General features: G+C 75.9%; 26 protein-coding genes. 19 read left to right on the top strand and 7 right to left on the bottom strand.

Going from position 1 to position 26,017, the window contains the following annotated elements; translation table 11 throughout:
• Window positions 1-5 precede the first annotated feature (5 nt).
• Entirely contained in the window at window positions 6-530 is a 525-nt protein-coding gene (locus ACI79B_RS03235) for a DUF3180 domain-containing protein (RefSeq protein ID WP_456930048.1), read from the top strand.
• Window positions 531-534: 4 nt separating this feature from the next.
• Here the strand turns inward: ACI79B_RS03235 and ACI79B_RS03230 are convergent, their stop codons facing one another.
• Window positions 535-1,719 (bottom strand): ABC transporter ATP-binding protein, encoded by a 1,185-nt coding sequence (locus ACI79B_RS03230; protein ID WP_456930049.1) that lies wholly within the window; start codon window positions 1,717-1,719, stop codon window positions 535-537.
• Window positions 1,720-1,722: 3 nt separating this feature from the next.
• Between ACI79B_RS03230 and ACI79B_RS03225 the strand changes: the two genes are divergently transcribed.
• The 4 genes from ACI79B_RS03225 (at window position 1,723) to ACI79B_RS03210 (ending at window position 5,442) form a co-directional block, all read left to right on the top strand.
• Window positions 1,723-2,454: an ABC transporter permease gene (locus tag ACI79B_RS03225; protein ID WP_456930050.1), complete on the top strand. Its 732-nt coding sequence runs from the start codon at window positions 1,723-1,725 to the stop codon at window positions 2,452-2,454.
• Window positions 2,451-3,191, top strand: coding sequence for an ABC transporter permease (locus ACI79B_RS03220; RefSeq protein ID WP_456930051.1), 741 nt, complete (start codon window positions 2,451-2,453; stop codon window positions 3,189-3,191). The genes ACI79B_RS03225 and ACI79B_RS03220 overlap by 4 nt, the downstream gene beginning before the upstream one ends.
• A 161-nt stretch (window positions 3,192-3,352) precedes the next feature.
• Complete coding sequence (locus ACI79B_RS03215; protein ID WP_456930052.1) at window positions 3,353-4,363, top strand: glycine betaine ABC transporter substrate-binding protein; 1,011 nt, start codon at window positions 3,353-3,355, stop codon at window positions 4,361-4,363.
• An 83-nt stretch (window positions 4,364-4,446) separates the two neighbouring features.
• Complete coding sequence (locus ACI79B_RS03210) at window positions 4,447-5,442, top strand: DUF6779 domain-containing protein (protein WP_456930053.1); 996 nt, start codon at window positions 4,447-4,449, stop codon at window positions 5,440-5,442.
• A 125-nt stretch (window positions 5,443-5,567) separates the two neighbouring features.
• Here ACI79B_RS03210 and ACI79B_RS03205 read toward each other — a convergent pair whose 3' ends face one another.
• On the bottom strand, window positions 5,568-6,314 hold the full coding sequence (locus ACI79B_RS03205; protein WP_456930054.1) for an SDR family oxidoreductase: 747 nt from the start codon (window positions 6,312-6,314) through the stop codon (window positions 5,568-5,570).
• A gap of 308 nt (window positions 6,315-6,622) precedes the next feature.
• Here ACI79B_RS03205 and ACI79B_RS03200 point away from each other — a divergent pair, with 308 nt between their 5' ends.
• From ACI79B_RS03200 to ACI79B_RS03155, 10 genes are all read left to right on the top strand, one after another.
• On the top strand, window positions 6,623-7,567 hold the full coding sequence (locus ACI79B_RS03200; RefSeq protein ID WP_456930055.1) for a Rossmann-like and DUF2520 domain-containing protein: 945 nt from the start codon (window positions 6,623-6,625) through the stop codon (window positions 7,565-7,567).
• Window positions 7,564-8,418 carry a pantoate--beta-alanine ligase gene (panC, locus tag ACI79B_RS03195; protein ID WP_456930056.1) on the top strand — a complete coding sequence of 285 codons (855 nt, stop codon included), beginning with the start codon at window positions 7,564-7,566 and terminating at the stop codon, window positions 8,416-8,418. The genes ACI79B_RS03200 and panC overlap by 4 nt, the downstream gene beginning before the upstream one ends.
• Window positions 8,415-8,840 carry an aspartate 1-decarboxylase gene (gene panD / locus ACI79B_RS03190; protein ID WP_456930057.1) on the top strand — a complete coding sequence of 142 codons (426 nt, stop codon included), beginning with the start codon at window positions 8,415-8,417 and terminating at the stop codon, window positions 8,838-8,840. The genes panC and panD overlap by 4 nt, the downstream gene beginning before the upstream one ends.
• Window positions 8,837-10,516: an L-aspartate oxidase gene (locus ACI79B_RS03185; RefSeq protein WP_456930058.1), complete on the top strand. Its 1,680-nt coding sequence runs from the start codon at window positions 8,837-8,839 to the stop codon at window positions 10,514-10,516. The genes panD and ACI79B_RS03185 overlap by 4 nt, the downstream gene beginning before the upstream one ends.
• Window positions 10,510-11,418, top strand: a complete 909-nt coding sequence (gene nadC, locus ACI79B_RS03180) for a carboxylating nicotinate-nucleotide diphosphorylase (protein WP_457000057.1) — start codon at window positions 10,510-10,512, stop codon at window positions 11,416-11,418. The genes ACI79B_RS03185 and nadC overlap by 7 nt, the downstream gene beginning before the upstream one ends.
• Before the next feature lie 5 nt (window positions 11,419-11,423).
• On the top strand, window positions 11,424-12,218 hold the full coding sequence (locus ACI79B_RS03175; RefSeq protein WP_456930060.1) for a type III pantothenate kinase: 795 nt from the start codon (window positions 11,424-11,426) through the stop codon (window positions 12,216-12,218).
• Between the two features lie 46 nt (window positions 12,219-12,264).
• Complete coding sequence (gene lysS, locus ACI79B_RS03170) at window positions 12,265-13,767, top strand: lysine--tRNA ligase (protein WP_456930061.1); 1,503 nt, start codon at window positions 12,265-12,267, stop codon at window positions 13,765-13,767.
• A 161-nt stretch (window positions 13,768-13,928) separates the two neighbouring features.
• Window positions 13,929-14,282: a histone-like nucleoid-structuring protein Lsr2 gene (locus tag ACI79B_RS03165; RefSeq protein WP_456930062.1), complete on the top strand. Its 354-nt coding sequence runs from the start codon at window positions 13,929-13,931 to the stop codon at window positions 14,280-14,282.
• 294 nt (window positions 14,283-14,576) lie between these two features.
• On the top strand, window positions 14,577-17,117 hold the full coding sequence (locus ACI79B_RS03160) for an ATP-dependent Clp protease ATP-binding subunit (RefSeq protein WP_456930063.1): 2,541 nt from the start codon (window positions 14,577-14,579) through the stop codon (window positions 17,115-17,117).
• Window positions 17,118-17,196: 79 nt separating this feature from the next.
• Window positions 17,197-17,403 carry a hypothetical protein gene (locus ACI79B_RS03155; RefSeq protein WP_456930064.1) on the top strand — a complete coding sequence of 69 codons (207 nt, stop codon included), beginning with the start codon at window positions 17,197-17,199 and terminating at the stop codon, window positions 17,401-17,403.
• A gap of 7 nt (window positions 17,404-17,410) precedes the next feature.
• On the opposite strand, the gene ACI79B_RS03150 is transcribed toward ACI79B_RS03155, so the two are convergent.
• Window positions 17,411-18,286 (bottom strand): A/G-specific adenine glycosylase, encoded by an 876-nt coding sequence (locus ACI79B_RS03150; protein ID WP_456930065.1) that lies wholly within the window; start codon window positions 18,284-18,286, stop codon window positions 17,411-17,413.
• Window positions 18,287-18,363: 77 nt separating this feature from the next.
• On the opposite strand from ACI79B_RS03150, the gene ACI79B_RS03145 reads away from it, so the two are divergent.
• Entirely contained in the window at window positions 18,364-19,062 is a 699-nt protein-coding gene (locus ACI79B_RS03145; RefSeq protein ID WP_456930066.1) for a MucR family transcriptional regulator, read from the top strand.
• Window positions 19,063-19,150: 88 nt separating this feature from the next.
• Here the strand turns inward: ACI79B_RS03145 and disA are convergent, their stop codons facing one another.
• The 3 genes from disA to ACI79B_RS03130 form a co-directional block, all read right to left on the bottom strand.
• Window positions 19,151-20,239 carry a DNA integrity scanning diadenylate cyclase DisA gene (gene disA, locus ACI79B_RS03140; protein ID WP_387987151.1) on the bottom strand — a complete coding sequence of 363 codons (1,089 nt, stop codon included), beginning with the start codon at window positions 20,237-20,239 and terminating at the stop codon, window positions 19,151-19,153.
• Window positions 20,240-20,326: 87 nt separating this feature from the next.
• Window positions 20,327-21,697 carry a DNA repair protein RadA gene (gene radA / locus ACI79B_RS03135; RefSeq protein WP_456930067.1) on the bottom strand — a complete coding sequence of 457 codons (1,371 nt, stop codon included), beginning with the start codon at window positions 21,695-21,697 and terminating at the stop codon, window positions 20,327-20,329.
• 77 nt (window positions 21,698-21,774) lie between these two features.
• Window positions 21,775-22,455 (bottom strand): hypothetical protein, encoded by a 681-nt coding sequence (locus ACI79B_RS03130; RefSeq protein ID WP_456930068.1) that lies wholly within the window; start codon window positions 22,453-22,455, stop codon window positions 21,775-21,777.
• Window positions 22,456-23,252: 797 nt separating this feature from the next.
• Here ACI79B_RS03130 and ACI79B_RS03125 point away from each other — a divergent pair.
• The 3 genes from ACI79B_RS03125 to ACI79B_RS03115 all read left to right on the top strand — a co-directional run bounded on the left by ACI79B_RS03125 (window position 23,253) and on the right by ACI79B_RS03115 (window position 25,147).
• Window positions 23,253-23,471, top strand: a complete 219-nt coding sequence (locus ACI79B_RS03125; protein ID WP_456930070.1) for a hypothetical protein — start codon at window positions 23,253-23,255, stop codon at window positions 23,469-23,471.
• Window positions 23,472-23,549: 78 nt separating this feature from the next.
• A complete protein-coding gene (locus ACI79B_RS03120; protein WP_456930071.1) occupies window positions 23,550-24,170 on the top strand; it encodes an RNA polymerase sigma factor in 621 nt (206 codons plus the stop codon).
• On the top strand, window positions 24,167-25,147 hold the full coding sequence (locus tag ACI79B_RS03115; protein WP_456930072.1) for a hypothetical protein: 981 nt from the start codon (window positions 24,167-24,169) through the stop codon (window positions 25,145-25,147). The genes ACI79B_RS03120 and ACI79B_RS03115 overlap by 4 nt, the downstream gene beginning before the upstream one ends.
• A gap of 18 nt (window positions 25,148-25,165) precedes the next feature.
• Here ACI79B_RS03115 and ACI79B_RS03110 read toward each other — a convergent pair whose 3' ends face one another.
• Window positions 25,166-26,011 (bottom strand): UbiA family prenyltransferase, encoded by an 846-nt coding sequence (locus tag ACI79B_RS03110; protein ID WP_457000056.1) that lies wholly within the window; start codon window positions 26,009-26,011, stop codon window positions 25,166-25,168.
• Between the last annotated feature and the right edge of the window lie 6 nt (window positions 26,012-26,017).

Raw genomic sequence — 26,017 nt, 5'->3', positions numbered from 1 at the left:
GGCCGGTGAACCGCCGCGACCTGGTCGTCGTCGCCGTGGGGCTGGCGCTGGCCGCCTGGCTGCTGGTCCGCGTGACCTACGGCAGCCTGCCGCCACTGCGCTGGTGGCTGCCGGTGCCGCTGGCTCTGCTCGCCGTCGTCGAGGCGCTGGGCGCCCGCACGCTGCGCGCCCGGCTGGAGGCCGAGCGCGCCGCCCGGCGCAGCGCCCGCGGGGGAGAGGCGCCGCCCGCCGACCGCGGCGCGCCGCTGGTGCGCCGCGTCGAGCCGCTGCTGGTGGCGCGGCTGGCGGTGCTCGCGCAGGCCAGCGCCTTCGTCGGCGCGGCGTTCGTCGGCATCTGGGCCGGGGTGCTGCTGCACGTGGCCCCCGCGGTGTCCCGGCTGCAGGCGGCCGGCAACGACACCGTCACCGCGCTCGTCGGAGTCCTGTGCGCCGTGGCGCTGACCGTCGCCGCGCTGTGGCTGGAGTCGGTCTGCCGCATCCCGCCGGAGGAGCGCGACGACCCGCGGCCGGGGGACGGCGTCCGGGCCTAGCCGCTCACCCCCGCGCGGGCACCGGGCCGGCGGTCTCCGGAGCCGTCCCCTCCACCGAGCGGCGCAGCGCCGCGTGCAGCGACTCGGGGGTGAGCACCCCGAGGAAGACGTCGCCGTCGAGCACCGCGACCCAGCCGGCCTCGTGCTGGAGCATCGTCGCGAAGGCGGTCTTGAGCGACGCGTCGGCGGGCACCCAGGCCTCCATCCGGTGCGCCGCCGACCCGACCGTGCCGGCGCCCGAGGCCCGCTCGGCCGACAGCCAGCCGTGCAGCCGGCCGTCGTCGTCGAGGACGACCGCCCAGCGGGCGCCCCCGGCCTCCAGCGACGCGCGGGCGTCGGCCAGCCCGTCGGCCACGTGCACGACCGGCGGCCGCTCCAGGTCGTCGGGGCCGATGCCGGTGACCGCCAGCCGCTTGAGGCCGCGGTCGGCGCCCACGAAGTCGGCGACGAAGGCGCTGGCCGGCCGGCCGAGCAGCTCCGCGGGCGGCGCGAACTGCTCGACGTGGCCGCGGGTGCTCATCACCGCGATCCGGTCGCCGAGGCGGACGGCCTCCTCGATGTCGTGGGTGACGAACACGATCGTCTTGCGCACCGTCTCCTGCAGCCGGAGGAACTCCGCCTGCAACCGCTCGCGGACCACCGGGTCCACCGCGGAGAACGGCTCGTCCATCAGCAGGACGGCGGGGTCCGCCGCCAGCGCCCGGGCCACGCCGGCCCGCTGCCGCTGGCCGCCGGAGAGCTGGGCCGGGTACCGCCCGCCGTGGACGGCGGGCTCGAGGCCCACGGTGGCCAGCAGCTCGTCGACGCGGGCCCGGGTGCGCCGCTTGTCCCAGCCCAGCAGCCGCGGCACGGTGGCGACGTTGTCCCGCACGGTCTGGTGCGGGAAGAGCCCGACGTTCTGGATGACGTAGCCGATGCGGCGGCGCAGCCGGTCGGCGTCGACGCGGGTGACGTCCTCGCCGCCGAGCAGGATCCGCCCCGTCGTCGGCTCGATGACCCGGTTGATCATCTTCATCGTCGTGGTCTTGCCGCAGCCGGACGGGCCGACCAGGACCGACAGCTCGCCCGCGGCGAAGGTGAGGTCCAGCCGCTCCACGCCGACCGTGCCGTCGGGGTAGGTCTTGCTGACCCCCTCGAGCCGGATCTCCTCTGCGGTGCTCTCCCGGCCGGCATCGGCAGTAGCGTCCACGGGGTGACCTCCCTGGGTGCGCGCCCCCTGCTGGACGCGGTGAGCGACCCCGTGGCGGGGCTGCTCGCGGTGGACGAGGCGCCGAACCCGTGGTTCGACCCGTCCTACGTGACGGAGAACTGGGACTCCATCCTGTCCTACACCGGCGAGCACGTCCGGCTGACCGTGCTGGCGGTGGTGATCGGCGCGGCCATCGCGCTGCCGCTGGCGGTGCTCGCCCGGCGCAGCCGGTTCCTGTCGGCACCGGTGCTCGGCCTGTCCACGGTCGTCTACACGATCCCGTCGCTGGCGATGTTCGCGCTGCTGGTGCCCTTCACCGGGTTGTCGTCGAACACCGTGCTCATCGGCCTGGTCGCCTACTCCCTGGTCATCCTGGTGCGGAACTTCCTCGCCGGCCTGCAGGGCGTCCCGGCCGACGTCCGCGAGGCGGCGCGGGGGATGGGGCTGTCGGCCGCGCAGACGTTCTGGCGGGTGGACCTGCCGCTGGCCCTCCCGGCGTTCATGGCGGGGCTGCGGATCGCCACGGTGTCCACGGTGGCGCTGACGACGGTCGGCGTCCTCGTCGGCCACGGCGGGCTCGGGCAGCTGATCACCGGCGGGTTCGCGGCGAACTTCTACCGCGCCGAGATCGTCACCGGCGCGGTCGGGTGCGTGCTGCTCGCGCTGCTGGCCGACGTCCTGCTCGCCGGCGCCGAGCGTGCGCTCACCCCGTGGACGCGGGCGGTGCGGGCGTGAACGACTTCTCGAGGGCGCTCGTCTACCTCAACGACCCGTTCAACTGGACCCGCCCCAACGGCATCGCCGACCTGACGATCGAGCACCTGGGCATCTCCGCCGTCGCGGTGCTCGCGGCGATGGTCGTGGCGCTGCCGGTCGGCGTCGCCCTGGGGACGGCGCGCCGCGGTGCGGGCCTGGTCGTCGTCCTGTCCAACGTCAGCCGGGCGGTCCCGACCCTCGCGCTGCTCACCCTCTTCGCCGTCAGCCCCATCGGCTTCGGCAACCGCGCGACGACCATCGCGCTGGCGGTGTTCGCCGTCCCGCCGATCCTCACCAACACCTTCGTCGGCTTCCGCGGCGTCGACGCCGAGGTGAAGGAGGCGGCCCGCGGGATGGGGATGAGCCGGGCGCAGGTGCTCGGCCGGGTCGAGCTGCCGCTGGCCCTGCCGCTGGTGACCACCGGCATCCGCACCGCGGCGGTCCAGGTGGTGGCGACGGCGGGGCTGGCCGCGCTGGTCGGCGGGGGAGGGCTGGGCCGGCTGATCAACCTCGGGTTCGGCCAGCAGGACTACGGCGTGATGATCGCCGGGGCGATCCTCGTGGCGGGCCTGGCGCTGCTCACCGAGCTCGTCCTCGCGGTGCTGTCCTGGGCGGTCACCCCGGGCCCGCGCCGGCTGCCGTTCCTGCACGCCCGGACGGCCCCGTCACGGGACGGCGCCGTGCCGGAACCCACCGCCAGCGGGGTGCCGCTGTGACCTGCGTCTCCGGCTGATCGCGGGCAGGTAACGAGAGCGCAACACATCGGCGGGGGCGGTGTCGGTGTGCGGGACCCGCGGGTTGCATGGGCCGCGCGGGGGACCCCCGCCAGACACGCGTCGCGGCCGCACGCCGCACGGGACACAGAAGGCGGGACACCATGCGCACGCAGCGCGCCCTGACTCCTCTCCTGCTCACCGGTCTGCTCCTGACCGCCGCCTGCGGCGAGTCGGGCTCCTCGGGCACCGGCGGCTCGACCGCGAGCGGCTCGGCCGCCAGTGGCGACGCCTGTGCCCCGGTGGCCGGCGACCAGCTGGTCGTCCTCGAGGACGACCAGGAGCTGCAGAACGCCGACAACATCGTGCCGGCGGTGACCTCGGCCACCGCCGCGGCCAACCCCGCGCTGGTGCCGGCCCTCGACGCGGTCTCGGCGGCGCTGACCACCGACCAGCTCATCGACATGAACGCCGCCGTCGACCTCGAGCGGCAGAGCGCCGAGGACGTCGCGGCGCAGTGGGTCGAGGACAGCGGCGTGACCGAGGGCCTCGAGCAGGGCAGCGGGCCGGTCATCGTGGGCGCCGGCAACTTCACCGAGTCGACGATCCTGGCCAACGTCTACGCCGGGGTCCTGCAGGCCGCGGGCTTCGACGCCACCGTGCGCGAGGTGGGCAACCGCGACCTCTACCTGCCGGCGCTAATCTCGGGCACCGACCTGCAGGTCTTCCCCGAGTACCTGGCCACCGTCACCGAGGCGCTCAACGCCCAGGTCAACGGCCCCAACCCGGCGCCGATCGCCAGCGGCGACGCCCAGGCCACCCGCGACGCGCTGCAGCCGCTGGCCGACCAGGTCGGGCTGACCTTCGGCACGCCGTCGGAGGCCGCCGACCAGAACGCCTTCGCCGTGACGCAGGAGTTCGCAGAAGGGCTGGGCGTGACCACGCTGTCGGAGCTCGCCGACGCCTGCGGCGACGGGTCGCTCGTCCTGGGCGGGCCGGCCGAGTGCCCGACCCGGCCGTTCTGCCAGCCGGGCCTCGAGGAGACCTACGGCCTGCAGTTCGCCGAGTTCCGTGAGTTCGACGCCGGCGGCCCGGCGACCAAGGCCGCCATCCAGCAGGGCGAGGTCTCGATGGGCCTGGTCTTCAGCTCCGACGGCGCCCTCGCGCAGGACTAGCGACTCCAGGCGGGCCCCCGGCCGCGGCACACGGGACGATTCCGTACCGCAGTCGGGGGCTCGCTCAGCGTTACCCTGAGGTCATGCGGACGGGAGGGCGGCTGCGCGTCGCCGGGCAGGTGCTCGGGTGCGTGCTCGCCACCGCCGCGACCGCCGTCGTCTTCCTCAGCGACGACCCGCAGGTCTTGCGGGTGGCCGTGGTCGCCGTCGCCTGGGCCGGCCTCGGCGCCGCCTTCGCGGCCGGGCGCCGGCCGGAGCCGGCCGCCGGCGGTCCCGACGTCGCCGCCCTCGAGGCGCAGCTGCGCCGGGCCCACGAGGCCGAGCGCGACCGCGACGCGGCCGCCCACCGCGAGTCGGAGCGGCAGCTGGAGGCGCGGGTCCGCAGCGAGTCCGAGGCGTCGATGCGCCGCGAGCTCGACGGGCTGCGGGCGGAGCTGGCCGGGCTGCGCGGGGACCTCTCGGACCTCGGCGCGCTGCACGCCGAGGTCGCCGCGATCGGCGCCCTGCGGACCGACCTGGCCGAGCTGGCCGGCCTGCGCGCCGACGTCGGCCGGCTGCGGGCCGAGCTGACCGAGCGGTCCGCGGGCGAGCTGCCCCACACGGGCGAGCTGCACCACTCCGGCGAGATGCACATCGAGCGGGTGGTCATGCGCACCCAGTCGGTGCGGACCGGCCGCGAGCCGCTGGAGCCGGCGACCGCCGCCTGGCACGCCGCCGTCCCGCGGGAGCTGGGCGGCTGGCCCGCGCCGTCCGACGGACCCGGCGCCGGGGTGCCGACCACGGCCGCCGTGCCGCTCCCGGCGCCGGAGCCCGAGCCCGAGCCGGTCGCGCGCGTGGTGACGCCGCCGCCGGTCCCGCGCCGGCGCCACACCGACCTGCCCGCCGGCCTGCTGCCCCCGGCGCCGCAGGAGCAGCTGACCCTCGAGCGCCCCTCCGTGCACTCCTCCGCCGCGCGGCACGGCGGTCACGGGGCGCCCGTGCCCCCGGACGACGAGGCCGGCGCGGCGCGGCTCGCGCAGATCCTCGCCGAGAGCGGGGTCACCCCCGGCGGCCGGCGCCGCCGCTACCGCGACGCCTGACGGAGGACCCCTCCTTCCACCGCTCGCAGGCTCGCGCCAGGCCCCGTCCACAGGCTCGCCGCGAGCCTGCGAGCGGTGGGGAGGACGGGGTCCTCCTGCCTGCGAGGGGGCCGATGGGCCGTCGGCTACGCCGGGCCGCGGGAGAGCGCGCCGCCGTCGAGCACGAGCGTCTGACCGGTGACCCAGCCGGCGCCGAGCAGGTAGGCCGCGGCCTCGCCGACGTCCTCGGGCTCGCCGAGCCGGCCGGCCGGGTAGGCGCGGGCGGCCTCCTCCTCGCGCCCCTCGTACAGCGCGCCGGCGAACCGGGTCTTCACCACCGCCGGGGCGACCGCGTTGACCGTCACCTTCGGGCCGAGCTCCACGGCCAGCTGGGTGACCAGGTTGACCAGCCCCGCCTTGCTGACGCCGTAGCCGCCGATCATCGGCGAGGCCTTGAGCCCGGCCACCGACGCGACGACGAGGACCGAGCCGCCGTGCTCGGACATCCACGCCCGCCAGGCCTCCTGCACCAGGCCGAGCGTGCCGACGACGTTGGTGTCGAGGATCTTCCGGAACGCGTCGAGGTCCAGGTCGACCATCGGGCCGTAGACCGGGTTGATCCCGACGTTGCCGACCAGGTGGTCGAGGCTGCCGAACCGCTCGACCGCGGTGCGCACCGCCTCGGCCCGGTGCGCGGCGTCCCCGGCGTTGCCCGCCACGCCGACGGCGACGTCGGGACCGCCGAGCGACGCGACGGCCTCCTCCAGCGCCTCGGACTTGCGGGCGGTGAGCACCACGCGTGCCCCCCGGTCGACCAGGCTGCGGGCGATGGCCAGCCCGATGCCGCGGCTGCCGCCGGTGACCAGTGCGGTGCGTCCCTCGAACGTGCCCACGTCACTCCCTCGTGTCCGCCGGCGACCGCGTCGGCGCCGGTGCCGCCGCAACCGTAGGACCGCCCCGGACGGGCGTCCCGCCCACCCCGGCGAGCGGAGCGTGAGCCACCCCACACCGCCGTTCCGTTGCAGGCGCCCCGGGGCCGACTCACACTCGCCTTCGGCGCGTCGCCCGCGTGACACACCCGGTCGCAGCGGACGGCCCGCCGGCACCACCCGCACCGCACCCGCACCACCCGGGCCGCCAACGACGACGGTCCGCCCACCGAGTCCGGTACCCGCCAGGGACTGGAACGAGAGGTGACCCGATGCCTGCTGCCCGCAGGACCCCCCGCGCTGCCGGGCTCGAGCCCGCCGACAGCGCCCCCGCCCGGCTCCGCGTCGGCGTCATCGGCGCCGGCCGCGTCGGCGCCGTCCTCGGGGCCGCGCTCGCCGCCGCCGGCCACGACGTGGTCGCCGCCTCCGGCGTCTCCACCGCCTCCGCCGAGCGCGCCGCCCGGCTGCTGCCCGGCACCCCGCTGCTGCCCGCCGACGAGGTGGTCGCCGCCGCCGACCTCGTGGTGCTCGCCGTCCCCGACGACACGCTGCCCGGCCTGGTCGCGGGCCTCGCCGAGACCGGCACCTGGCGCGCCGGCCAGCTGGCCTTCCACACCTCCGGCGCGCACGGCCTGGCCGCCCTCGCCCCCGCGGAGCGGGCCGGCGTCCTCCCGCTCGCCCTGCACCCCGCCATGACCTTCACCGGCGCCCCCGAGGACGCCGACCGGCTCGCCGGCGCCCCGTTCGGCGTCACCAGCCGCCCCGAGCACCGGCCGGTCGCCGAGACCCTGGTGCTGGAGATGGGCGGCGAGCCGTTCTTCGTCGCCGAGGACGACCGGCGGCTCTACCACGCGGCGCTGGTCACCGGCGCCAACCACCTGGTCACCCTCGTCGCCGAGGCCGCCGACCTGTTGCGCCAGGCCGGCGTCGACGCCCCGGCCCGGGTGCTCACCCCGCTGCTCACCGCCGCGCTGGACAACGGCCTGCGCCGCGGCGACCGCGGGCTCACCGGCCCGGTCAGCCGCGGCGACGTCGGCACGGTGGCCGACCACCTCGCGACGCTCACCGACCGGGCGCCCGAGTCGGTGGCCGCCTACGTCGCGATGGCGCAGCGGACCACCGAGCGGGCGCTGTCCGCGGGCCGGCTCAAGCGGCACGAGGGCGCGCCGCTGCTCGACCTGCTGTACGAGGCCGCCGACCCCGCGGGCTCCCGGTGAGCGCCCCCGCCGTGCCGGCCGTCGCGGAGACGGTCGCCGAGCTCCGCGAGCTGATCGCCCGGCTGCCCGGCCCGGTGGCGCTGGTCCCGACCATGGGCGCCCTGCACGAGGGGCACCGCGCGCTCGTCCGCGCCGCCCGCGAGCGGGCCGGCAGCGTCGTCGTGTCGGTGTTCGTCAACCCGACCCAGTTCGGCCCCGGCGAGGACCTCGACCGCTACCCGCGCACCTGGGACGCCGACCTCGCCGCGCTCACCGACGAGGGCGCCGACGTCGTGTTCCACCCGACCGTCGACGAGGTCTACCCGCCCGGCTCGCTCGGCGTCACCGTCGACCCCGGCCCGCTCGGGTCGGTCCTCGAGGGGGCGGTCCGGCCCGGCCACTTCGCCGGCGTGCTGACCGTCGTCGCCAAGCTGTTCGGCCTCACCCGGCCCGACCTCGCGTTCTTCGGCGAGAAGGACTACCAGCAGCTGACGCTGGTCCGGGCCATGGTCCGCGAGCTGGCGCTGCCGCTCGAGGTGGTCGGCGTCCCGACCGTCCGCGAGGACGACGGCATGGCGCTGTCCAGCCGCAACCGCTACCTGGCGCCGGAAGAGCGCGCCCGCGCCGCGACGTTGAACAGGGCGCTGCGTGCCGGGGCGGACGCCGGCCCGCGCGGCGCCGCGGCCGTCCTCGCCGCCGCCCGCGAGGTGCTGGCCGGCGCGCCCGAGCTGGCGCCCGACTACCTCGCGCTCACCGACCCCGACCTGGGCCCGGCCCCCGCCGCCGGCCCCGCTCGCCTCCTGCTGGCCGCCCGCGCCGGCGCCACCCGCCTCCTCGACAACGTCCCCGTCACCCTGGGAGCCCCCCGATGATGCGCACGATGCTCAAGTCCAAGATCCACCGGGCGACGGTGACGCAGGCCGACCTGCACTACGTCGGCTCGGTGACGATCGACGAGGACCTGCTCGACGCCGCCGACCTCATCCCCGGCGAGCAGGTGGCGATCGTGGACGTCACCAACGGCGCCCGCCTGGAGACCTACGTCATCCCCGGCGAGCGGGGCAGCGGCGTCATCGGCATCAACGGCGCCGCCGCGCACCTCGTGCACCCCGGCGACCTGGTGATCCTGATCAGCTACGGCCTCATGGACGAGACCGAGGCCAAGAGCTACATCCCGAAGGTCGTGCACGTCGACGGCGGCAACCGCGTCGTCGAGCTGGGCGGGGACCCCTCGGCCCCGGTGCCGGGCGCGCCCGACCAGCAGCGCAGCGACCTCGGCGTCCCCGTCCGGTGACCCTGGCGGCCCCGACCGTCAGCGGCCTGCCCACCCGGCTGGCCGCGCCCGCGCCGGGCTGGGAGCTGTCGGCCGACGTCTGCGTCGTCGGCTCCGGCGTCGCGGGCCTGTGCGTCGCGCTGCACGCCCGGGCCGCCGGGCTGTCGGTCGCCGTCGTCACCAAGGTCCGCGTCGACGACGGGTCGACCCGCTGGGCGCAGGGCGGCATCGCCGCGGTGCTCGACCCGGCCGACAGCCCCGGGGCGCACGCCCGCGACACCGAGGTCGCCGGCGTCGGGCTGTGCGAGCCCGACGCCGTCCGCACCCTGGTGACCGAGGGCCCGGCGCGGCTGCACCAGCTCATCGGCTGGGGCGCCGGCTTCGACCGCGACGGGTCGGGCCGCCTGCTGCTCACCCGCGAGGGCGGGCACACCGCCGACCGGATCGTGCACGCCGGCGGCGACGCCACCGGCGCCGAGGTCATGCGGGCCCTGTGCGAGGCCGTGCACGCCGACCCCGGCATCACCCTCGTCGAGCACGCGATGGTGCTCGACCTGCTCACCGACGCCGCCGGCCGGGCCGCCGGCGTCACCCTGCACGTCCTCGGCGAGGGCACCGAGGACGGCGTCGGCGCGGTCCGCGCGCGGGCCGTCGTCCTCGCCACCGGCGGGATGGGCCAGGTCTACGCCGCGACGACGAACCCCCCGGTGTCCACCGGGGACGGCGTGGCCCTGGGCCTGCGCGCCGGCGCGGTCGCCACCGACCTGGAGTTCGTGCAGTTCCACCCGACGTCGCTGTACCGCGGCCCGGGCGCCCGCGGGCAGCAGCCGCTGGTCAGCGAGGCGCTGCGCGGCGAGGGCGCGGTGCTGCGCGACGGGGCGGGGGAGCGGTTCATGCTCGGCGTCCACCCGCAGGCCGAGCTCGCGCCGCGCGACGTCGTCGCCAAGGCCATCACCCGCGTGCAGCTGCGCGACGGCGTCGACCACGTGTGGCTCGACGCCCGGCACGTCCCCGGCCTCGCCGAGCGGTTCCCGACCATCGTGGCCAGCTGCCGCGCGATCGGCGTCGACCCGGTCACCGACCTGGTGCCGGTCACGCCGGCCGCCCACTACGCCTCCGGCGGCCTGGTCACCGACCTCGCCGGCCGGACCACCGTCCCCGGGCTCTACGCCTGCGGCGAGGCCGCCTGCACCGGCGTGCACGGCGCCAACCGGCTGGCGTCGAACTCGCTGCTGGAGGGGCTGGTGTTCGCCGCCCGCATCGGCGCGGAGCTGGCCCGCTCGCTGCCCCCGGCCGAGCCGGCCCGCGCGGCCGTCGCCGGGACCTCGGGCCTGCTCGACCCCGCCGGGCGGCGCACGGTCACCGAGACGATGTCCGGACGGGTCGCCGCGCTGCGCTCGGGCGCCGGGCTGGCCGAGGCCACCGGCGTGCTCGCCGGGCTGGCCGCCGGGCTGGCGGCCGGCCCCGGCGCCGCCCCCGGCGTGGCGAGCTGGGAGGCCACCGACCTGCTCACCGTCGCGAGCGCCCTCACCGCCGCCGCCGCCGCCCGCGAGGAGACCCGCGGCTGCCACTGGCGCGAGGACCACCCCGCCACCGAGGAGGACTGGCGGGTGCACCTCGACGTCCGCCTCGACGACGACGGCCGGCTGCGCCTGACCCGCCGGCCGGTGGGGACCCCCGTGGTGCAGCCGTGGTGACCGCCGACCCGCGGTCGCTGGCGGACACCGGGCTCACCGAGGCCTGGGTCGACGACCTGGTCGAGCGCACCCTGGCCGAGGACCTCGCCGGTGGGGCCGTCCTGCCGAGCGCGCCGGACCTGGCCGTCGCCCTCGACGTCACCAGCGCCGCCACCGTGCCCCCGGCCCAGTACGGCACCGCCGACCTCGTCGCCCGCGCCGACGGCGTCGTCGCCGGCCTGCCCGTCGCCGCCCGCGTGTTCGCCCGCCTCGCGCCCGGCGCCACGCTCACCGCCGGCGCGGCCGACGGCGACCGGGTGACCCGCGGCGACGTGCTGCTGACCGTCCGCGGGCCGGTCCGCGCGCTGCTGGCCGCCGAGCGCAGCGCGCTGAACATCGCCAGCCGGGCCAGCGGCATCGCCACCGCCACCCGCGCCTGGGTGGACGCCGTCGAGGGCACCGGCGCCGTCGTCCTCGACACCCGCAAGACGACGCCCGGGCTGCGCCCGCTGGAGAAGTACGCGGTGCGCTGCGGCGGCGGGTCGAACAAGCGGATGGGCCTCTACGACGTCGCGATGGTGAAGGACAACCACGTCGCCGCCGCGGGCTCGGTCGCGGCCGCCGTCGCCGCGGTGCGCGAGCGGGCGCCGCGGGTGCCGGTGCAGGTGGAGGCGGACACCCCCGCGCAGGCGGTGGAGGCGGTCGAGGCCGGCGCGGACTTCCTGCTGCTGGACAACATGCCGCCCGCGCAGCTGCGCGAGGTCGTGGCGCTGGTCGGCGGCCGCGCCGAGCTCGAGGCCACCGGCGGGCTCACCCTCGCCGTCGCCCGCGAGGTCGCCGCCACCGGGGTGGACTTCCTCTCGGTCGGCGCGCTCACGCACTCCTCGCCGATCCTCGACCTCGCGCTCGACCTGCGGAGCTGACCGGCGTGCTGCTCACCGTCGACGTCGGCAACAGCCAGACCGTGCTGGCCACCTTCGACGGCGCCCGGCGGGTCGGGTGCTGGCGCGTGACGACGCACGCGCGGGCCACCTCCGACGAGATCCGGATGCTGTGGCGCGGGCTGCTGCGCGACACCCAGGTCACCGGCGTCGCGGCGTGCTCGACCGTGCCGGCGCTGCTGCCCGCGCTGCGGCAGCTGCTGGACTCCCTCGAGGTGCCGGTCGTGCTCATCGGCCCCGGCGTGCGCACCGGCGTCCCGCTGCACGTGGACAACCCGCGCGAGGTCGGCGCCGACCGCGTGGTCACCGCCCTGGCCGCGCACGAGCTGTTCGGCCGGGCGCCCGACGGCGGCGGCCGCCCCGTCGTGGTGGTCGACTTCGGCACCTCCACCAACGTCGACGCCGTCGGCCCCGACGGGCAGTTCCTCGGCGGCGCGCTGGCCCCGGGCGTCGAGGTCAGCCTGGAGGCGCTGGCCACCCGCGCCGCGCAGCTGCGGTCGGTGGAGCTGACCGTGCCGGCGCAGGCGATCGGCAAGAACACCGTCGCCGCGCTGCAGTCCGGGCTGGTGCTGGGCTTCGCCGGCCTGGTCGACGGGCTGGTCGGCCGGATCGCCGGCGAACTGGTCGCGCAGTTCGGCGACCCGCCGGTCGTCGTCGCCACCGGGGGCCTGGCGCCGCTGGTGGCCGACAGCTGCCGCACCATCGGCGAGCGCGAGCCCGACCTCACCGTGCACGGCCTGCGCCTGGCCTTCGAGCGCTCCCAGGCCGGCGGCCGCCGCTAGGACGTCGCCGGAGGTGGCGCGGCGCACGGCCGTAGGCTCGGACGACGTGACCGACGAACCCCCGGGCGTGCCGGACGACGAGCTCCCCGAACAGCTCCGGGTCCGCCGCGCCAAGCTCGACCGGCTGCGCGAGTCCGGCGTCGACCCGTACCCGGTCACGGTGGAGCGCACGACCTCGCTGGCCGACGTCCGGGCCAAGCACCCCGACCTCGAGCCCGACACGACGACCGGCGAGCGGGTCGGCGTCACCGGCCGGGTCATCTTCAGCCGCAACACCGGCAAGCTGTGCTTCGCGACGCTGCGCGAGGGCGACGCCGAGCTGCAGGTCATGCTCTCCCGCGACCGGGTGGGCGCCGACGCGCTCGACGCCTGGAAGGCCGACGTCGACCTCGGCGACCACGTCTTCGTCGAGGGCGAGGTCGGGACGTCGCGGCGCGGCGAGCTGTCGGTGTTCGCCGACTCCTGGCGCATGGCGGCCAAGGCGCTGCGCCCGCTGCCGGTGGCGCACAAGCCGATGAGCGAGGAGCTGCGGGTCCGCCGCCGCTACGTGGACCTCATCGTCCGCGACGAGGCGCGCCGCACCGTCCGGCAGCGCGCGCAGGTGATGGCCGCGCTGCGGTCCGGGCTCACCGGCCGCGGCTTCCTCGAGGTCGAGACGCCGATGCTGCAGACCGTGCACGGCGGCGCCGCGGCCCGGCCGTTCCGCACGCACATGAACGCCTTCGACCTCGACCTGTACCTGCGCATCGCGCCCGAGCTGTTCCTCAAGCGGTGCATCGTGGGCGGCCTGGAGAAGGTCTTCGAGATCAACCGCAACTTCCGCAACGAGGGCGCCGACAGCTCGCACTCGCCGGAGTTCGCGATGCTCGAGTTCTACGAGGCCTACGCCGACTACCAGGACGTGGCGCGCACCACGCGCGAGCTGATCCAGGAGTGCTGCGCCTCGCTGTTCGGCGACCACGTCGCGCGCCACCACGACGGCACCGAGATCGACCTGTCGGGGGAGTGGCCGCAGGTGCCGCTCTACACGCTGGTCTCCGACGCCGTCGGCGAGGAGGTCACCCCGGAGACGCCGGTCGAGCGGCTGCGGGAGCTGGCGGAGCGACACGACGTCGGCGTCGACCCGGCGTGGCTGCCCGGCAAGGTGGTCGAGGAGCTGTTCGAGGCGCTGGTGCAGGACTCGCTGCAGGCGCCCACGTTCGTCGTCGACTACCCGGTCGACACCTCGCCGCTGACCCGCGCGCACCGCACGACGCCGGGCCTGGCGGAGAAGTGGGACCTCTACATCGCCGGCATCGAGCGCGGCACCGGCTACTCCGAGCTGGTCGACCCGGTGGTCCAGCGCGAGCGGTTCACCCAGCAGGCGCTGCTGGCCGCGGCCGGCGACCCCGAGGCCATGGTGCTCGACGAGGACTTCCTCGAGGCCCTCGAGTACGGGATGCCGCCCAGCGGCGGCGTCGGCATGGGCATCGACCGGCTCATGATGACGCTCACGGGACTCGGTATCCGGGAGACGATCCTGTTCCCATTGGTCCGGCCGATTGGCTGAAACTCCCGGCGCCGTTCCGCTCAATTCCTCCCCGAAATGGGCGACCCGCCGCGCGGGATTGGTCCGCCGGGTCCGTTCTGTGGTGCAATGTGCGCGTCGCCCGGTTCCGGGTGGCTGCAATTGTCCGGCCACGGGGGCCGAGAGGGAGCGAGGAAAGCGGAATGGCGCGCAAGGTCCAGGTGATCCTGAGTGACGACCTCGACGAGGACCTCCCCGCCGACGAGACGGTGAGTTTCTCGCTCGACGGCACGAACTACGAGATCGACCTGTCCGAGAAGAACGCGGAGGAACTGCGCAACGCCTTCTCCCGGTACGTGCAGGCCGCCCGCAAGGTCGGCCGCGGCGGCGGCCGGGCCTCCGGCGGCGGCCGGTCCCGGGCCACCGGTGGCGGCGGCCGGATGGACCGCGAGCAGGCCGGCGCGATCCGCGACTGGGCCCGGAAGAACGGCCACAACGTCAGCGACCGCGGCCGCATCCCGGCCAGCGTCGTCGAGGCCTACGAGGCCGCCCACTGAGGCGGTCCCGCAGCACGTGACCGACGGCCCGGTCCCCGCACGGGGACCGGGCCGTCGGCGTCCCCGACCGACACGCCGTCCGCTGTCGGCGTAACGCTCGCGGAACACCGCCCCGTCACCATCGGTTGGACCGGGCAAGCCACCCACCGCACCGCCGGTCGCGACCGACGGGACGGCGTGGTCCGTGACTACAGTGGAATGACCGGTGCCCCAGCGCGCCGACGGACGTCGGGTGCTCCTCCCCGCTCGTGGGGAGGGACGTGCCGGACCAGCCGGTCAGAGGAGAAGCAGCAGATGTTCGAACGGTTCACCGACCGAGCCCGACGGGTGGTCGTCCTGGCGCAGGAAGAGGCCAGGATGCTCAACCACAACTACATCGGCACCGAGCACATCCTCCTGGGCCTGATCCACGAGGGTGAGGGCGTCGCTGCCAAGGCCCTCGAGTCGCTCGGCATCTCGCTCGAGGGTGTCCGCCAGCAGGTCGAGGAGATCATCGGCCAGGGTCAGCAGGCCCCGTCCGGGCACATCCCCTTCACCCCGCGGGCGAAGAAGGTGCTCGAGCTGTCCCTGCGCGAGGCGCTGCAGCTCGGCCACAACTACATCGGCACCGAGCACATCCTGCTCGGCCTGATCCGCGAGGGCGAGGGTGTCGCCGCCCAGGTCCTCGTGAAGCTGGGCGCCGACCTCAACCGCGTCCGCCAGCAGGTCATCCAGCTGCTCTCCGGCTACCAGGGCAAGGAGCCGGCCTCGGCCGGCGGTCCCTCGGAGGGCACGCCGTCGACGTCGCTGGTGCTCGACCAGTTCGGCCGCAACCTGACCCAGGCCGCGCGCGACTCCAAGCTCGACCCGGTCATCGGGCGGGCCAAGGAGATCGAGCGGGTCATGCAGGTCCTCTCGCGGCGGACCAAGAACAACCCCGTCCTCATCGGTGAGCCCGGCGTCGGCAAGACCGCCGTCGTCGAGGGCCTGGCCCAGGCGATCGTCAAGGGCGAGGTCCCCGAGACGCTGAAGGACAAGCAGCTCTACACGCTCGACCTCGGCGCCCTGGTCGCCGGGTCGCGCTACCGCGGTGACTTCGAGGAGCGCCTCAAGAAGGTGCTCAAGGAGATCCGCACCCGCGGCGACATCATCCTGTTCATCGACGAGATCCACACCCTCGTCGGTGCCGGTGCCGCCGAGGGCGCGATCGACGCCGCCAGCATCCTCAAGCCGATGCTGGCCCGCGGTGAGCTGCAGACCATCGGCGCCACCACGCTCGACGAGTACCGCAAGCACCTGGAGAAGGACGCCGCGCTCGAGCGCCGCTTCCAGCCGATCCAGGTGGGCGAGCCGACGCTCACCCACACGATCGAGATCCTCAAGGGCCTGCGCGACCGCTACGAGGCGCACCACCGGATCAGCATCACCGACGGCGCCCTCGTCGCCGCCGCCACGCTGGCCGACCGGTACATCTCCGACCGCTTCCTGCCGGACAAGGCGATCGACCTGATCGACGAGGCCGGCGCCCGGATGCGGATCAAGCGGATGACCGCCCCGCCGGACCTGCGCGAGTTCGACGACCGGATCGCCGGCATCCGCCGCGAGAAGGAGTCCGCGATCGACGCGCAGGACTTCGAGAAGGCCGCGTCGCTGCGCGACAAGGAGAAGACCCTCCTGGCCGAGAAGGCCGAGCGGGAGAAGGCGTGGAAGGCCGGCGACATGGACGTCGTCGCCGAGGTCGACGACGAGCAGATCGCCGAGGTGCTGGCCAACTGGACCGGCATCCCCGTCTTCAAGCTCACCGAGGAGGAGACGACCCGTCTGCTCCGCATGGAGGACGAGCTCCACAAGCGGATCATCGGCCAGGAAGAGGCCATCAAGAGCGTCAGCCAGGCGATCCGTCGCACCCGCGCGGGCCTCAAGGACCCGCGTCGCCCCGGTGGCTCGTTCATCTTCGCCGGCCCCTCGGGTGTCGGTAAGACCGAGCTCGCCAAGGCGCTCGCGAACTTCCTGTTCGGCGAGGACGACGCGCTCATCCAGATCGACATGGGCGAGTTCCACGACCGGTTCACCGTGTCGCGGCTCGTCGGTGCCCCTCCCGGCTACGTCGGTTACGACGAGGGCGGCCAGCTGACCGAGAAGGTGCGGCGCAAGCCGTTCTCGGTGGTCCTCTTCGACGAGATCGAGAAGGCCCACGCCGACGTCTTCAACACGCTGCTGCAGGTGCTGGAGGACGGCCGCCTCACCGACGGTCAGGGCCGGATCGTGGACTTCAAGAACACGATCCTGATCCTCACGACCAACCTCGGGACGCGGGACATCTCCAAGGCGGTCGGCCTCGGCTTCCAGGCCGGGAACGACGACCAGTCGAACTACGAGCGCATGAAGACGAAGGTCCACGACGAGCTCAAGCAGCACTTCCGGCCTGAGTTCCTCAACCGCATCGACGACATCGTCGTGTTCCACCAGCTGACCGAGGCCGAGATCATCCAGATCGTCGACCTGATGCTCGCCCGCGTGGAGAGCCAGCTGAGCAACAAGGACATGTCGCTCGAGGTCACCCAGGAGGCCAAGAAGCTCCTGGCGGCCCGCGGGTTCGACCCGGTGCTGGGCGCCCGGCCGCTGCGCCGGACCATCCAGCGCGAGATCGAGGACGCGCTGTCGGAGAAGATCCTCTACGGGGAGCTGACCGCCGGTCAGATCGTCGTGGTGGACGTCGAGGGCGAGGGCACCGACGCGAAGTTCACCTTCCGCGGCGAGACCAAGCCGATCGACCTGCCCGACACGCCCCCGGTGGCGCTGACCGTCGGCGACGACGAGGACGGCACCCAGGGCCCGTCGCTCCGCAAGGAGTGAGCAGGTAGCTCCACCGACAGGGGCCGTCTCCCGCGAGGGAGGCGGCCCCTGTCGCGTTCCCGGGGAGGGGGGCGGGGCGATGGCCCGCGGGGACCACCCGAGGCGGACGCCGGTTTACGGCGGGCTGCTGATCGCGCTCGCCATGGTCGGCGCCACGCTGGTCGTGGTGGCCGGCGCCGGCCTGCCGGGCGCCGTCCGCGGCCTCCTGCTCGTCCTGGCCGCGCTAACGGCGCTGGCGGGGTGGCTGCTGACCTTCCGCGACCTCACGCCGCCGCGGCGCCGCTGAGCGGGGCTCAGGCGGGGAGGGCGAACCGGCCGTCGTCGGTCTGCTCGACGAGGCCGTCGGCCAGCAGGGAGTCCAGGCAGCGGGACCGCTGCGCCGCGTCGTCCCAGGCGGCGTCGAGGGCCGGGGCGGACACCGGGCCGTCGGCGGCGCGCAGGACGTCGAGCAGCCGGCCGCGGACCTGCCGGTCGGTCCCCGCGAACCGCTGCACCCGCCGCGGTGGGCCCTCGGCGGCCGGGCAGCCGGCCAGCCGCCAGGCGCACCGGTCGCGCACCGGGCACGCGCCGCACCGCGGGGCGCGGGCCACGCAGACGAGCGCGCCGAGCTCCATGGCCGCCACCGAGAACCGGCACGCCCGCTCGCGGTCCGCCGGTGCCAGCGCCGCGACGTCGGTCAGGTCGGAGGCGCGCGCGGTCCCGGCCTGGGCGCGGCCGTGCACCAGCCGGGCCACCACCCGCCGCACGTTGGTGTCCACGACCGGCTGCGGCGTCCCGTGGCCGAAGCAGGCCACCGCCCGGGCCGTGTACGTTCCGATGCCCGGCAGCGCCTCCAGGGCCGCCACGTCGGCCGGGACGGCGCCCCCGTGCCGCTCGGTGAGGGCGACGGCGGTCTCCCGCAGCCGCAGCGCCCGCCGCGGGTAGCCGAGCTTGCCCCAGGCGCGGATCACCTCGGCCGGCGACGCGGCGGCCAGCGCGGCCGGCGTGGGCCAGCGCTCCATCCAGGCCTGCCACACCGGCTCGACCCGCGCCACCGGCGTCTGCTGCAGCATCACCTCGCTGACCAGCACCGCCCACGGGTCCACCCCGGGCCGGCGCCACGGCAGGTCGCGGGCCGCCGTGTCGTACCAGTCGACGAGGGCGTCCCCGAGTCCGGCGGTGCTGCTCACGGGGGTCCAGTGTGCCCGGCCCGGACCGGCGGCGTGCCCTGCCGGGACGGCCGGGAGCCGCCGACTACGGTCGGCTCGTGCTGCACCCGGTCGGGCCCCTGCCGGCCGCCGTCTACTGGCGACGGCGGCTGCTCGTGCTCCTCCTGCTCGTCGCCGTCCTCGGCGGCGGGAGCTGGCTGGGGGTGGCCCTGCTGGGCGGCGGCCCGGACGGCTCGGCCACGGCCGCCGGCACCTCGGAGGCGGCGTCGACGGCGGCGGCGGCCGCTGAGGAGCCGCCCGCCCTCGACCGGGTCCTCCCGTCGCTGGCCAGCGTGCAGACCCCCACCCCGCCGCCCACCCCGACGCCCGCTCCGCCCGGGGCGCCGGCCGCCCCGGTGCAGGAGGCCGGCGCCCCGTGCGGCGACGACGTCGTCGCGCTGGAGGTGCGCACGCCCGGCACGGTCGCCTCCGGGTCCTCGCCGACGCTCGAGCTCGTCGTCACCAACACCGCCGCGGTGCCGTGCACCCGCGTGCTGGACGCGCAGGTGCAGGAGATGGTGCTGCTCGACGCGGCCGGCGCCCGGCTGTGGGGCAGCAACGACTGCCAGCCCGAGGCCAGCAGCGACACCCACACGCTGCAGCCCGGCGAGCAGGTGGTGTTCCCGCTGGTGTGGAGCGGCCTGACCAGCGAGCCGACCTGCACCGCCGAGCGCGTGCCGGTGGCCCCGGGTCAGTACGTGGTGCGCGCCCGGCTGGACACCAAGACCAGCCCGGACGCCGTCCTGCAGGTGACCTGACGAAGGACCTCCCTGCCCCCACCGCTCGCAGGCTCGCGGCGGCCCCTGCAGGGAGGCCGTTGCAGCTCCGGGGGTGCTGGGCCGCCGGCTAGCTGTAGCGGTCGAGGATCGAGGTCTCGGCCAGCCGGGACAGGCCCTCGCGGATGCCGCGGGCGCGGGCCTCGCCGACGCCCTCGACGGCGAGCAGGTCCTCGATGGTGGCCGCCAGCAGCTTCTGCAGGCCGCCGAAGTGGTCGACCAGCCGGTCGATGATCGCCGCGGGCAGCCGCGGCACCCGGGCCAGCAGCCGGTAGCCGCGCGGGCTGACGGGGGAGTCCAGCGCGTCGGCCGAGGTGGGCAGCCCGTAGCAGCGCGAGACGGCGGAGAGGTCCAGCAGCTCGGTGGCCGACAGCGCCCGCAGCTCGGCGAGCACGTCCTCGATGGTCCGCGGCCGGCGGGTGCCGGCGGCGGGGAGGTAGTCGCGCACCAGCAGCGCGCGGTCCTCCTCGACGCCGGCGAGCATCTCGTCGAGCTGCAGGGCGAGCAGCCGCCCGTCGGTGCCCAGCTCGACGACGAAGCCCTCGATCTCGTCGGCGATCCGCCGGACCATCTCCAGCCGCTGGCTGACGCTCATCGCGTCGCGGACCGTCACCAGGTCCTCGATCTCCAGCGCGGAGAGGGTGCTGGCGACCTCGTCGAGGCGCAGCTTGTACCGCTCCAGCGCCGCGAGGGCCTGGTTGGCGCGGGCGAGGATCGTCGTCGGGTGCTCGAGGGTGTAGCGCCGGCCGGCCACGTAGACGCTGATGATGTGCATCGACTGGCTGACCGAGATCACCGGGAACCCGGTCTGCACGGCCACCCGCTCGGCGGTCCGGTGCCGGGTGCCCGACTCCTCGGTGGGCACGGTCGGGTCGGGCATCAGGTGCACGCCGGCCCGGACGATGCGCAGCCCGTCGGAGGACAGGATCACCGCGCCGTCCATCTTGGCCAGCTCGCGCAGCCGGGTGGCCGACAGCGCGACGTCGAGGGCGAACCCGCCGGTGCAGATCGACTCCACGACCCGGTCGTAGCCGAGCACGATCAGGGCGCCGGTGCGGCCGGCCAGGATGCGCTCCAGGCCGTCGCGCAACGCGGTCCCCGGGGCGATGCGGCCGAGCAGTTCGCGCAGGGCGACCTCGGAGTCCACAGCGGGGGGCACGGGTGCTCCTGACGTCGTCGTGGTACGGCGACCGAGTCTACGTGGCACGCCGACCTGCCGGTCGGGACCGGGGTGTGGTGAGCAGGCTCACCCCGGGAAGAGCCCGGCGAGCGCCGCTCCCAGGTCGGGCACCTCCATGAGCCGGATGCCCCTGGGGGCCTGGCCGGCGTCCGGCGGGACCAGCGCGAGCCGGTAGCCCTGGCGGGCGGCCTCGGCCAGCCGCCGGCTGGTGCCGCCGACCCGCCGGATCTCCCCGGACAGGCCCACCTCACCCAGCGCGATCATCCCCTCGGGCAGCGGGGTGTCCCGCGACGCCGAGGCGATCGCCAGCGCGAGCGCGAGGTCGGCCGCGGGCTCGGCGATCTTCACGCCGCCGACGGAGGCGGCGAACACGTCGGCGTCGGCCAGCCGGACGCCGCCGCGCCGCTCGACGACGGCGTTGACCATCGCGACCCGCTGCGAGTCCAGCCCGCTGACCGCCCGCCGCGGCGAGCCGCCGCCGGTGTTGGTGGCGACGAGGGCCTGCACCTCGGCCAGCAGCGGCCGGCTGCCCTCCATGGTCACCGTGACGCAACTGCCGGGCACCGAGGCGGTGCGGCGCGAGACGAACAGGTGGGAGGGGTCGGGGACGCCGACCACCCCGCCGTCGCCGATCTCGAAGCAGCCGATCTCGTCGGCCGGCCCGAACCGGTTCTTGGTGGCGCGCACCAGGCGCAGGGTGGAGTGCCGCTCGCCGTCGAAGGACACGACGACGTCGACCAGGTGCTCCAGCGCCCGCGGCCCGGCGATCGCGCCGTCCTTGGTGACGTGCCCGACGAGGATCGTCGTCATCCCGCGGGACTTGGCGACGGCGGTGAGCGCGGTGGCCACCGAGCGGACCTGGGTGGCGCCGCCGTCGGTCCCCTCGACCGCGGAGGAGCGGACGGTCTGCACGCTGTCGAGCACCAGCAGCGAGGGCGCCACCTGCTCGACGTGGGCGAGCACGGCCGACAGCTCGGTCTCGGCGGCGAGGTAGAGCCGGTCGTGCAGGGCGCCGATCCGCTCGGCGCGCAGCCGCACCTGCGCGGCGGACTCCTCGCCCGAGACCACCAGCGTGGGCCCGTTGGACTCCGCGACCCGGTGGGCGACCTCGAGCAGCAGCGTGGACTTGCCGACGCCCGGCTCGCCGGCGACGAGGACCACCGCGCCGGGCACCAGGCCGCCGCCGAGGACGCGGTCGAACTCGGGGATGCCGGTGGGCACCGCCCGGGCGCCGTCGAGCTGGACCTGGGCGATCGGCCGCGCGGGCGCGGTGACCGGGCCGGCGGCGACCGAGCGGAGCGCCGGCGCGGCGGGCCCGACCTCCTGCAGCGTGCCCCAGGCCTGGCACTCCGGGCACTTGCCCATCCACTTCGCCGACGAGAAGCCGCACTCGGTGCAGCGGTGGGCGGGACGGGCGGACTTCACTCCGGAGGGCACGCCGCCACGGTAGGTGGGGGTACCGACACTCCCGGGGAGGCCGGGCGGGTCACCGGAGGCAGGTCACCCCGGGCCGGTCACTCGGCCTGGGTGTCCTCCTCGTTCTCCGGGTTCTCCTCCTCGAGGCCCTCCTCGAAGTCGAAGCTCTCGCCCCGCTCGATCTCCTCGTCCGGACCGGCCACCAGCGCCTGCGTGGTGATCTCGCCGGCCTGCTCGAAGGTCAGGGTGAGCGTCACGGTCTGCCCGGCCGTCAGCTCCTCGCCGAGGTCCTGCAGCGTGACCGTCGCGCCGTCCTCGCGCCCGATGTAGAGCGCGGTGTCCGCCGGGACGTCCAGCGACACCCGGGTGCTCGCCGTGCCGCCGGCCGACGTGCCCGGGGTGGCGCCGGTGCTGCCCGGCGTCGGGGTGGCCGTGGGGGAGCTGCCGGCGGGCGACGACGGCGAGGGGGTGGGCCCGGTCGCCGAGACCAGCACACCGTCGAAGCCCTCGCCCTCGATGCCGGTGAGGGTGTCGTCGGCGTCGGAGGCGTTGACGATCGTGAGGATCAGCTCCGCGTCGTCGCCCTCCTCGTACCGGCCGTTCTCCGGCGGGGCGAGCAGGACCTGGCGCAGCAGGATGTCCTCCACCTGCGCCTGGGGGCCGACCTTGTCGCGGTCCTGGGTGCCGGTCTGGGACACCTGGCCGGCGCTGCAGGCGCCGAGCGCGACCGGGCTGAGGACGAGGGCACCCATCACGGCGGCGCGCAGCGCGCGGTTCACAGCGGTCGACCTCCACGGGAAACAGCAGCCGGCCACCGTGCGTCTCGATGGCCCGAGTCGCGCCGAGCCTAACGGTCCGCCCACCGTGTCCGCCGGGAGGTGAGGCCGATGCGGCGCCCAGGACCCGGCGCCGGCGGCGAGCCGAGCGACCCTGCCCTCGCTGACTTCCCCGGACGGGCACCCGGTACGCGTCGGTGGACCTCCGCCGACCAGCTCGGCCCGCACGTCCTCGACGCGCCCGGCCGGCCGGCGAGCGCCGGCCGGCCCACTGCTGCTGTCGCCGGCGATCGACCTCGGCCTGCTCGACCCGCTGGAGGTGGTGCACGCCGCCGAGGACACCGCCCGCGCGGCCGCCGCCGACGGCGCGCCCCTGCCGCTCGACAGCGTGGAGGGCTTCGTCCGCCAGGTGATGGGCCGGCGCGACTGCGCCTGGCACACGTACCGGCACTCCGGCCGCGACCACCGGCACGGCAACCACCTGCGCGCCACCGAGCCGGTGCCGAGGTGGATGGCCGAGCTGGACCGGGACGCCGTCGACGCCCCGTGCCCGTCCGGCGTCCTCACCGACCTGCGCCGCGACGGCCGGGGTGCACCACGTCCCGCGGCTGGTGGTGCTCGGCAACCACGCGCTGCAGCGCGGCATCGACCCGCCGGCGATGACCGACTGGTTCCACCGCCGCGTTCGTCGACGGCTACGACCGGGTGATGGTCGCCAACGTCGTCGGGATGAGCCAGCACGCCGACGGCGGGGCGCTGGCCACCAGGCCCTACGCGGCCGACGGCGCCACACCGACCGGATGAGCGACTCCTGCGGCGGCTGCCCGTACGACCCGCGGCGGCGCCTCGGCGGCGACGCCTGCCCGTACACCGCCGGCTCCTGGGCCTTCCTCGAGCGCAACCGCGAGCGGCCGGCCGGCAACCGGCGGATGCGCCGTCCGCTGCAGGGCCTGGACCGGCTGCGGGACCTGCCGGCCGTCGTCGAGCAGGAGGCCGCCCGGGGCACCTCCGCCCCCTGATCGGGGGACGGGCGGTCCAGTTCCGCGTCCGGCCTGCCGATGCCTCCCCCTGCACGGGGGACGGCACGGGAGGTGCTGATGGCGGTCGGAGCCGCGTTCGACGACGTCCTCGCGGCGGCCAGGACGGGCGCCGCGTGGGCCTTCGAGGTGCTCTACCGGGACCTGTCCCCGGCGGTCACCGGCTACCTGCGGCTGCACGGCGCCCCGGACCCCGACGACGTGGCCAGCGAGACGTTCCTCGCGGTCTTCCGCGGGCTGTCCGGCTTCACCGGCGACGAGGCGGGGCTGCGGTCCTGGGTGTTCACCATCGCCCACCGGCGGCTGGTCGACGACCTGCGCCGGCGCAGCCGCCGCCCGCTGCTGGCCGACCGGGGCGGGGACGTGCTGCCCGAGGTCGCCGGCGGGGACGTGGAGGACGACGTCCTGACCCGGCTGGGCGCCGAGGCGGTGCACCGGCTGTGCGCCGGCCTGCCGGAGGACCAGCGCTCGGTCCTGCTGCTGCGGGTCCTGGCCGACCTGACCGTCGAGCAGGTCGCCGGGGTGATGGACCGCTCCGTGGCCTCGGTCAAGGCGCTGCAGCGGCGCGGGCTGCGCCGGCTGCGCGAGGAGCTGGAGCCCGCCGGGACCACCCCGACGAGGGACACGACGACGGCGCGCGCACCCCTGCGGGCCCGTCCGGCGATGACAGGGGCGAGATGACCACGCCAGCCGATCCCCGGACCGCCGAACAGGCCCTCGAGGCCTGCCTCGCCGGCCGTCCCGTGCCCGAGGGCGCGCAGTACCTGACCGCGTTCACCGACGCGGTGCGGTCCTCCGCCACCGCGCCGGGGCGCCCGAACGCGGCCCTGGCCGAGCTGCTGGCGACCGGTCTGCTCACCGACCAGTCGGACCCGTCCACGCGGACGACCGGGCACCCCGCCCGGACCTCACGGAAGAGAACCCGCATGTTCATCACCTCCCTCGCCGCGAAGTTCGCCGCCCTCTCCGCGGTCGCCAAGGCCGCCGTCGCCGGTGGCGCGGTCGCGGTCGCCCTGACCGCCGGCACCACCGCCGCCGTCGCCCTGCCCGAGGACACCACCCCCGCCCTCGTCGAGGCCGGCGACGGCACGGTCACCGACGACACCCTCACCGACGGCGACGCGCCGACCGAGGGAGACGGGACCGCCGACGACACGACCGACGACACGGACACGACCCAGGACACGCCCGACGGGTCCACCGAGGGCGGCGCCACCGACGAGACCACCGACGGAACCACCGACGAGGAGGTCGCGGAGGAGGGGTCCGCCACCGAGCTCACCACCCCCGAGGACGACCTGCTGGCCGTCCTCGACGGGGCGCCCTTCGGGAACCTCGTGCACGGGATCGTGGCGGCCAGCCGGACGTCCGGCGCCCAGGTCGGGTCGCAGGTCAGCCAGTGGGCGCACGAGCGCAACGACCTCCGTCAGGCCGCCCGCGAGGCCGCCCGTCAGGGCACCGTGACCGAGCCGGTCACCGAGCCCGTCACCGAGGAGCAGGAGGCCGAGGAGCAGGCGACCGAGGAGCAGGAGGCCGTGGCCCCGGCGCCCGCGCCCGCGGAGCCCGTCGCCACCACCTCGACCGGCGGCAACGGCAACGGCCACGGCAACGGCAACGGTGGCGGCAACGGCAACGGCAACGGCAACGGCCGGAAGTGACCGACGGCGGGGCCGCGCTCAGGTGAGCGCGGCCCCGCCCGCCAGCAGCAGCACCACGTCGAGCACGGTCAGCAGCAGGACCGCCGGGAAGGCCAGCCGGCGGAAGGGCGCCGTCCCGGCCAGGGCGGCGACGGCGACCGCGGGCACCGCCAGCACCAGCCCCGCCCAGCCCCACCACGCGGGCGGGCCGGCCGGGCCGAGCACGAGCACCAGCGATGCCGTCCCGAGCAGCAGCGCTCCCAGGACCGCCGACACGCGGGGACCCAGCCGGTGCGGCAGGCCGCGCACCCCGGTCGCCAGGTCGTCGGCGATGTCGGGGGCCACGTTGGCCAGGTGGGCCGCCGCGCCCAGCGCCGCGCCGGCGGCCGGCAGCCACCACGGCGCGACCGGGACGCCCGGCGCCGCGGCCACCACCCCGGCGGGCAGGGCGCCGAAACCGGTGACGTAGGGGAGCCCGGAGGCCACCGTGCGCTTCAGACCCGCGTTGTAGGCCCAACCGCTGGCCACCAGCACCAGCAGCAGCAGTCCGGGCACCCAGCCCAGCGCCAGGGACAGGACGACGGCCGCGGCGGCCGCGCCGAGGGCCGCCGCGCGCAGCGTGGCGGGGGCCACGGCGCCCTGCACGACCGGCTTGTCGGCCCGCGCGACGGCGCGGTCGCGGTCGGCGTCGAGCCAGTCGTTGCTCCACCCGATGGACGCCTGACCTGCGAGGACGGCCAGTCCCACGAGCACCACGCGCCCCGGGGACACCTGCGCGGTGACCGCGAGGAGGGTCGCCACGACGGTGACCGCGACCGCCGGCGGCGCGTGCGTGGCCAGGACGAGCGCGCGGACGGAGGCGCCCCGCGAGACCCGTGCAGGCACACCGAC

The sequence above is a fragment of the Geodermatophilus sp. SYSU D00879 genome (assembly GCF_054050375.1).
The sequence above is the reverse complement of the archived record's forward strand: the minus strand, read 5'-3'. Positions and strand labels throughout refer to the sequence as shown.

Coding starts and splice junctions, on each gene's coding strand:
- ACI79B_RS03115 (WP_456930072.1), top strand. CDS start 24,167: ATGACCACGCCAGCCGATCCCCGGACCGCCGAACAGGCCCTCGAGGCC.
- panD (WP_456930057.1), top strand. CDS start 8,415: ATGATGCGCACGATGCTCAAGTCCAAGATCCACCGGGCGACGGTGACG.
- ACI79B_RS03155 (WP_456930064.1), top strand. CDS start 17,197: ATGGCCCGCGGGGACCACCCGAGGCGGACGCCGGTTTACGGCGGGCTG.
- ACI79B_RS03215 (WP_456930052.1), top strand. CDS start 3,353: ATGCGCACGCAGCGCGCCCTGACTCCTCTCCTGCTCACCGGTCTGCTC.
- ACI79B_RS03165 (WP_456930062.1), top strand. CDS start 13,929: ATGGCGCGCAAGGTCCAGGTGATCCTGAGTGACGACCTCGACGAGGAC.
- ACI79B_RS03125 (WP_456930070.1), top strand. CDS start 23,253: ATGAGCGACTCCTGCGGCGGCTGCCCGTACGACCCGCGGCGGCGCCTC.
- ACI79B_RS03210 (WP_456930053.1), top strand. CDS start 4,447: ATGCGGACGGGAGGGCGGCTGCGCGTCGCCGGGCAGGTGCTCGGGTGC.
- ACI79B_RS03160 (WP_456930063.1), top strand. CDS start 14,577: ATGTTCGAACGGTTCACCGACCGAGCCCGACGGGTGGTCGTCCTGGCG.
- ACI79B_RS03120 (WP_456930071.1), top strand. CDS start 23,550: ATGGCGGTCGGAGCCGCGTTCGACGACGTCCTCGCGGCGGCCAGGACG.
- ACI79B_RS03200 (WP_456930055.1), top strand. CDS start 6,623: ATGCCTGCTGCCCGCAGGACCCCCCGCGCTGCCGGGCTCGAGCCCGCC.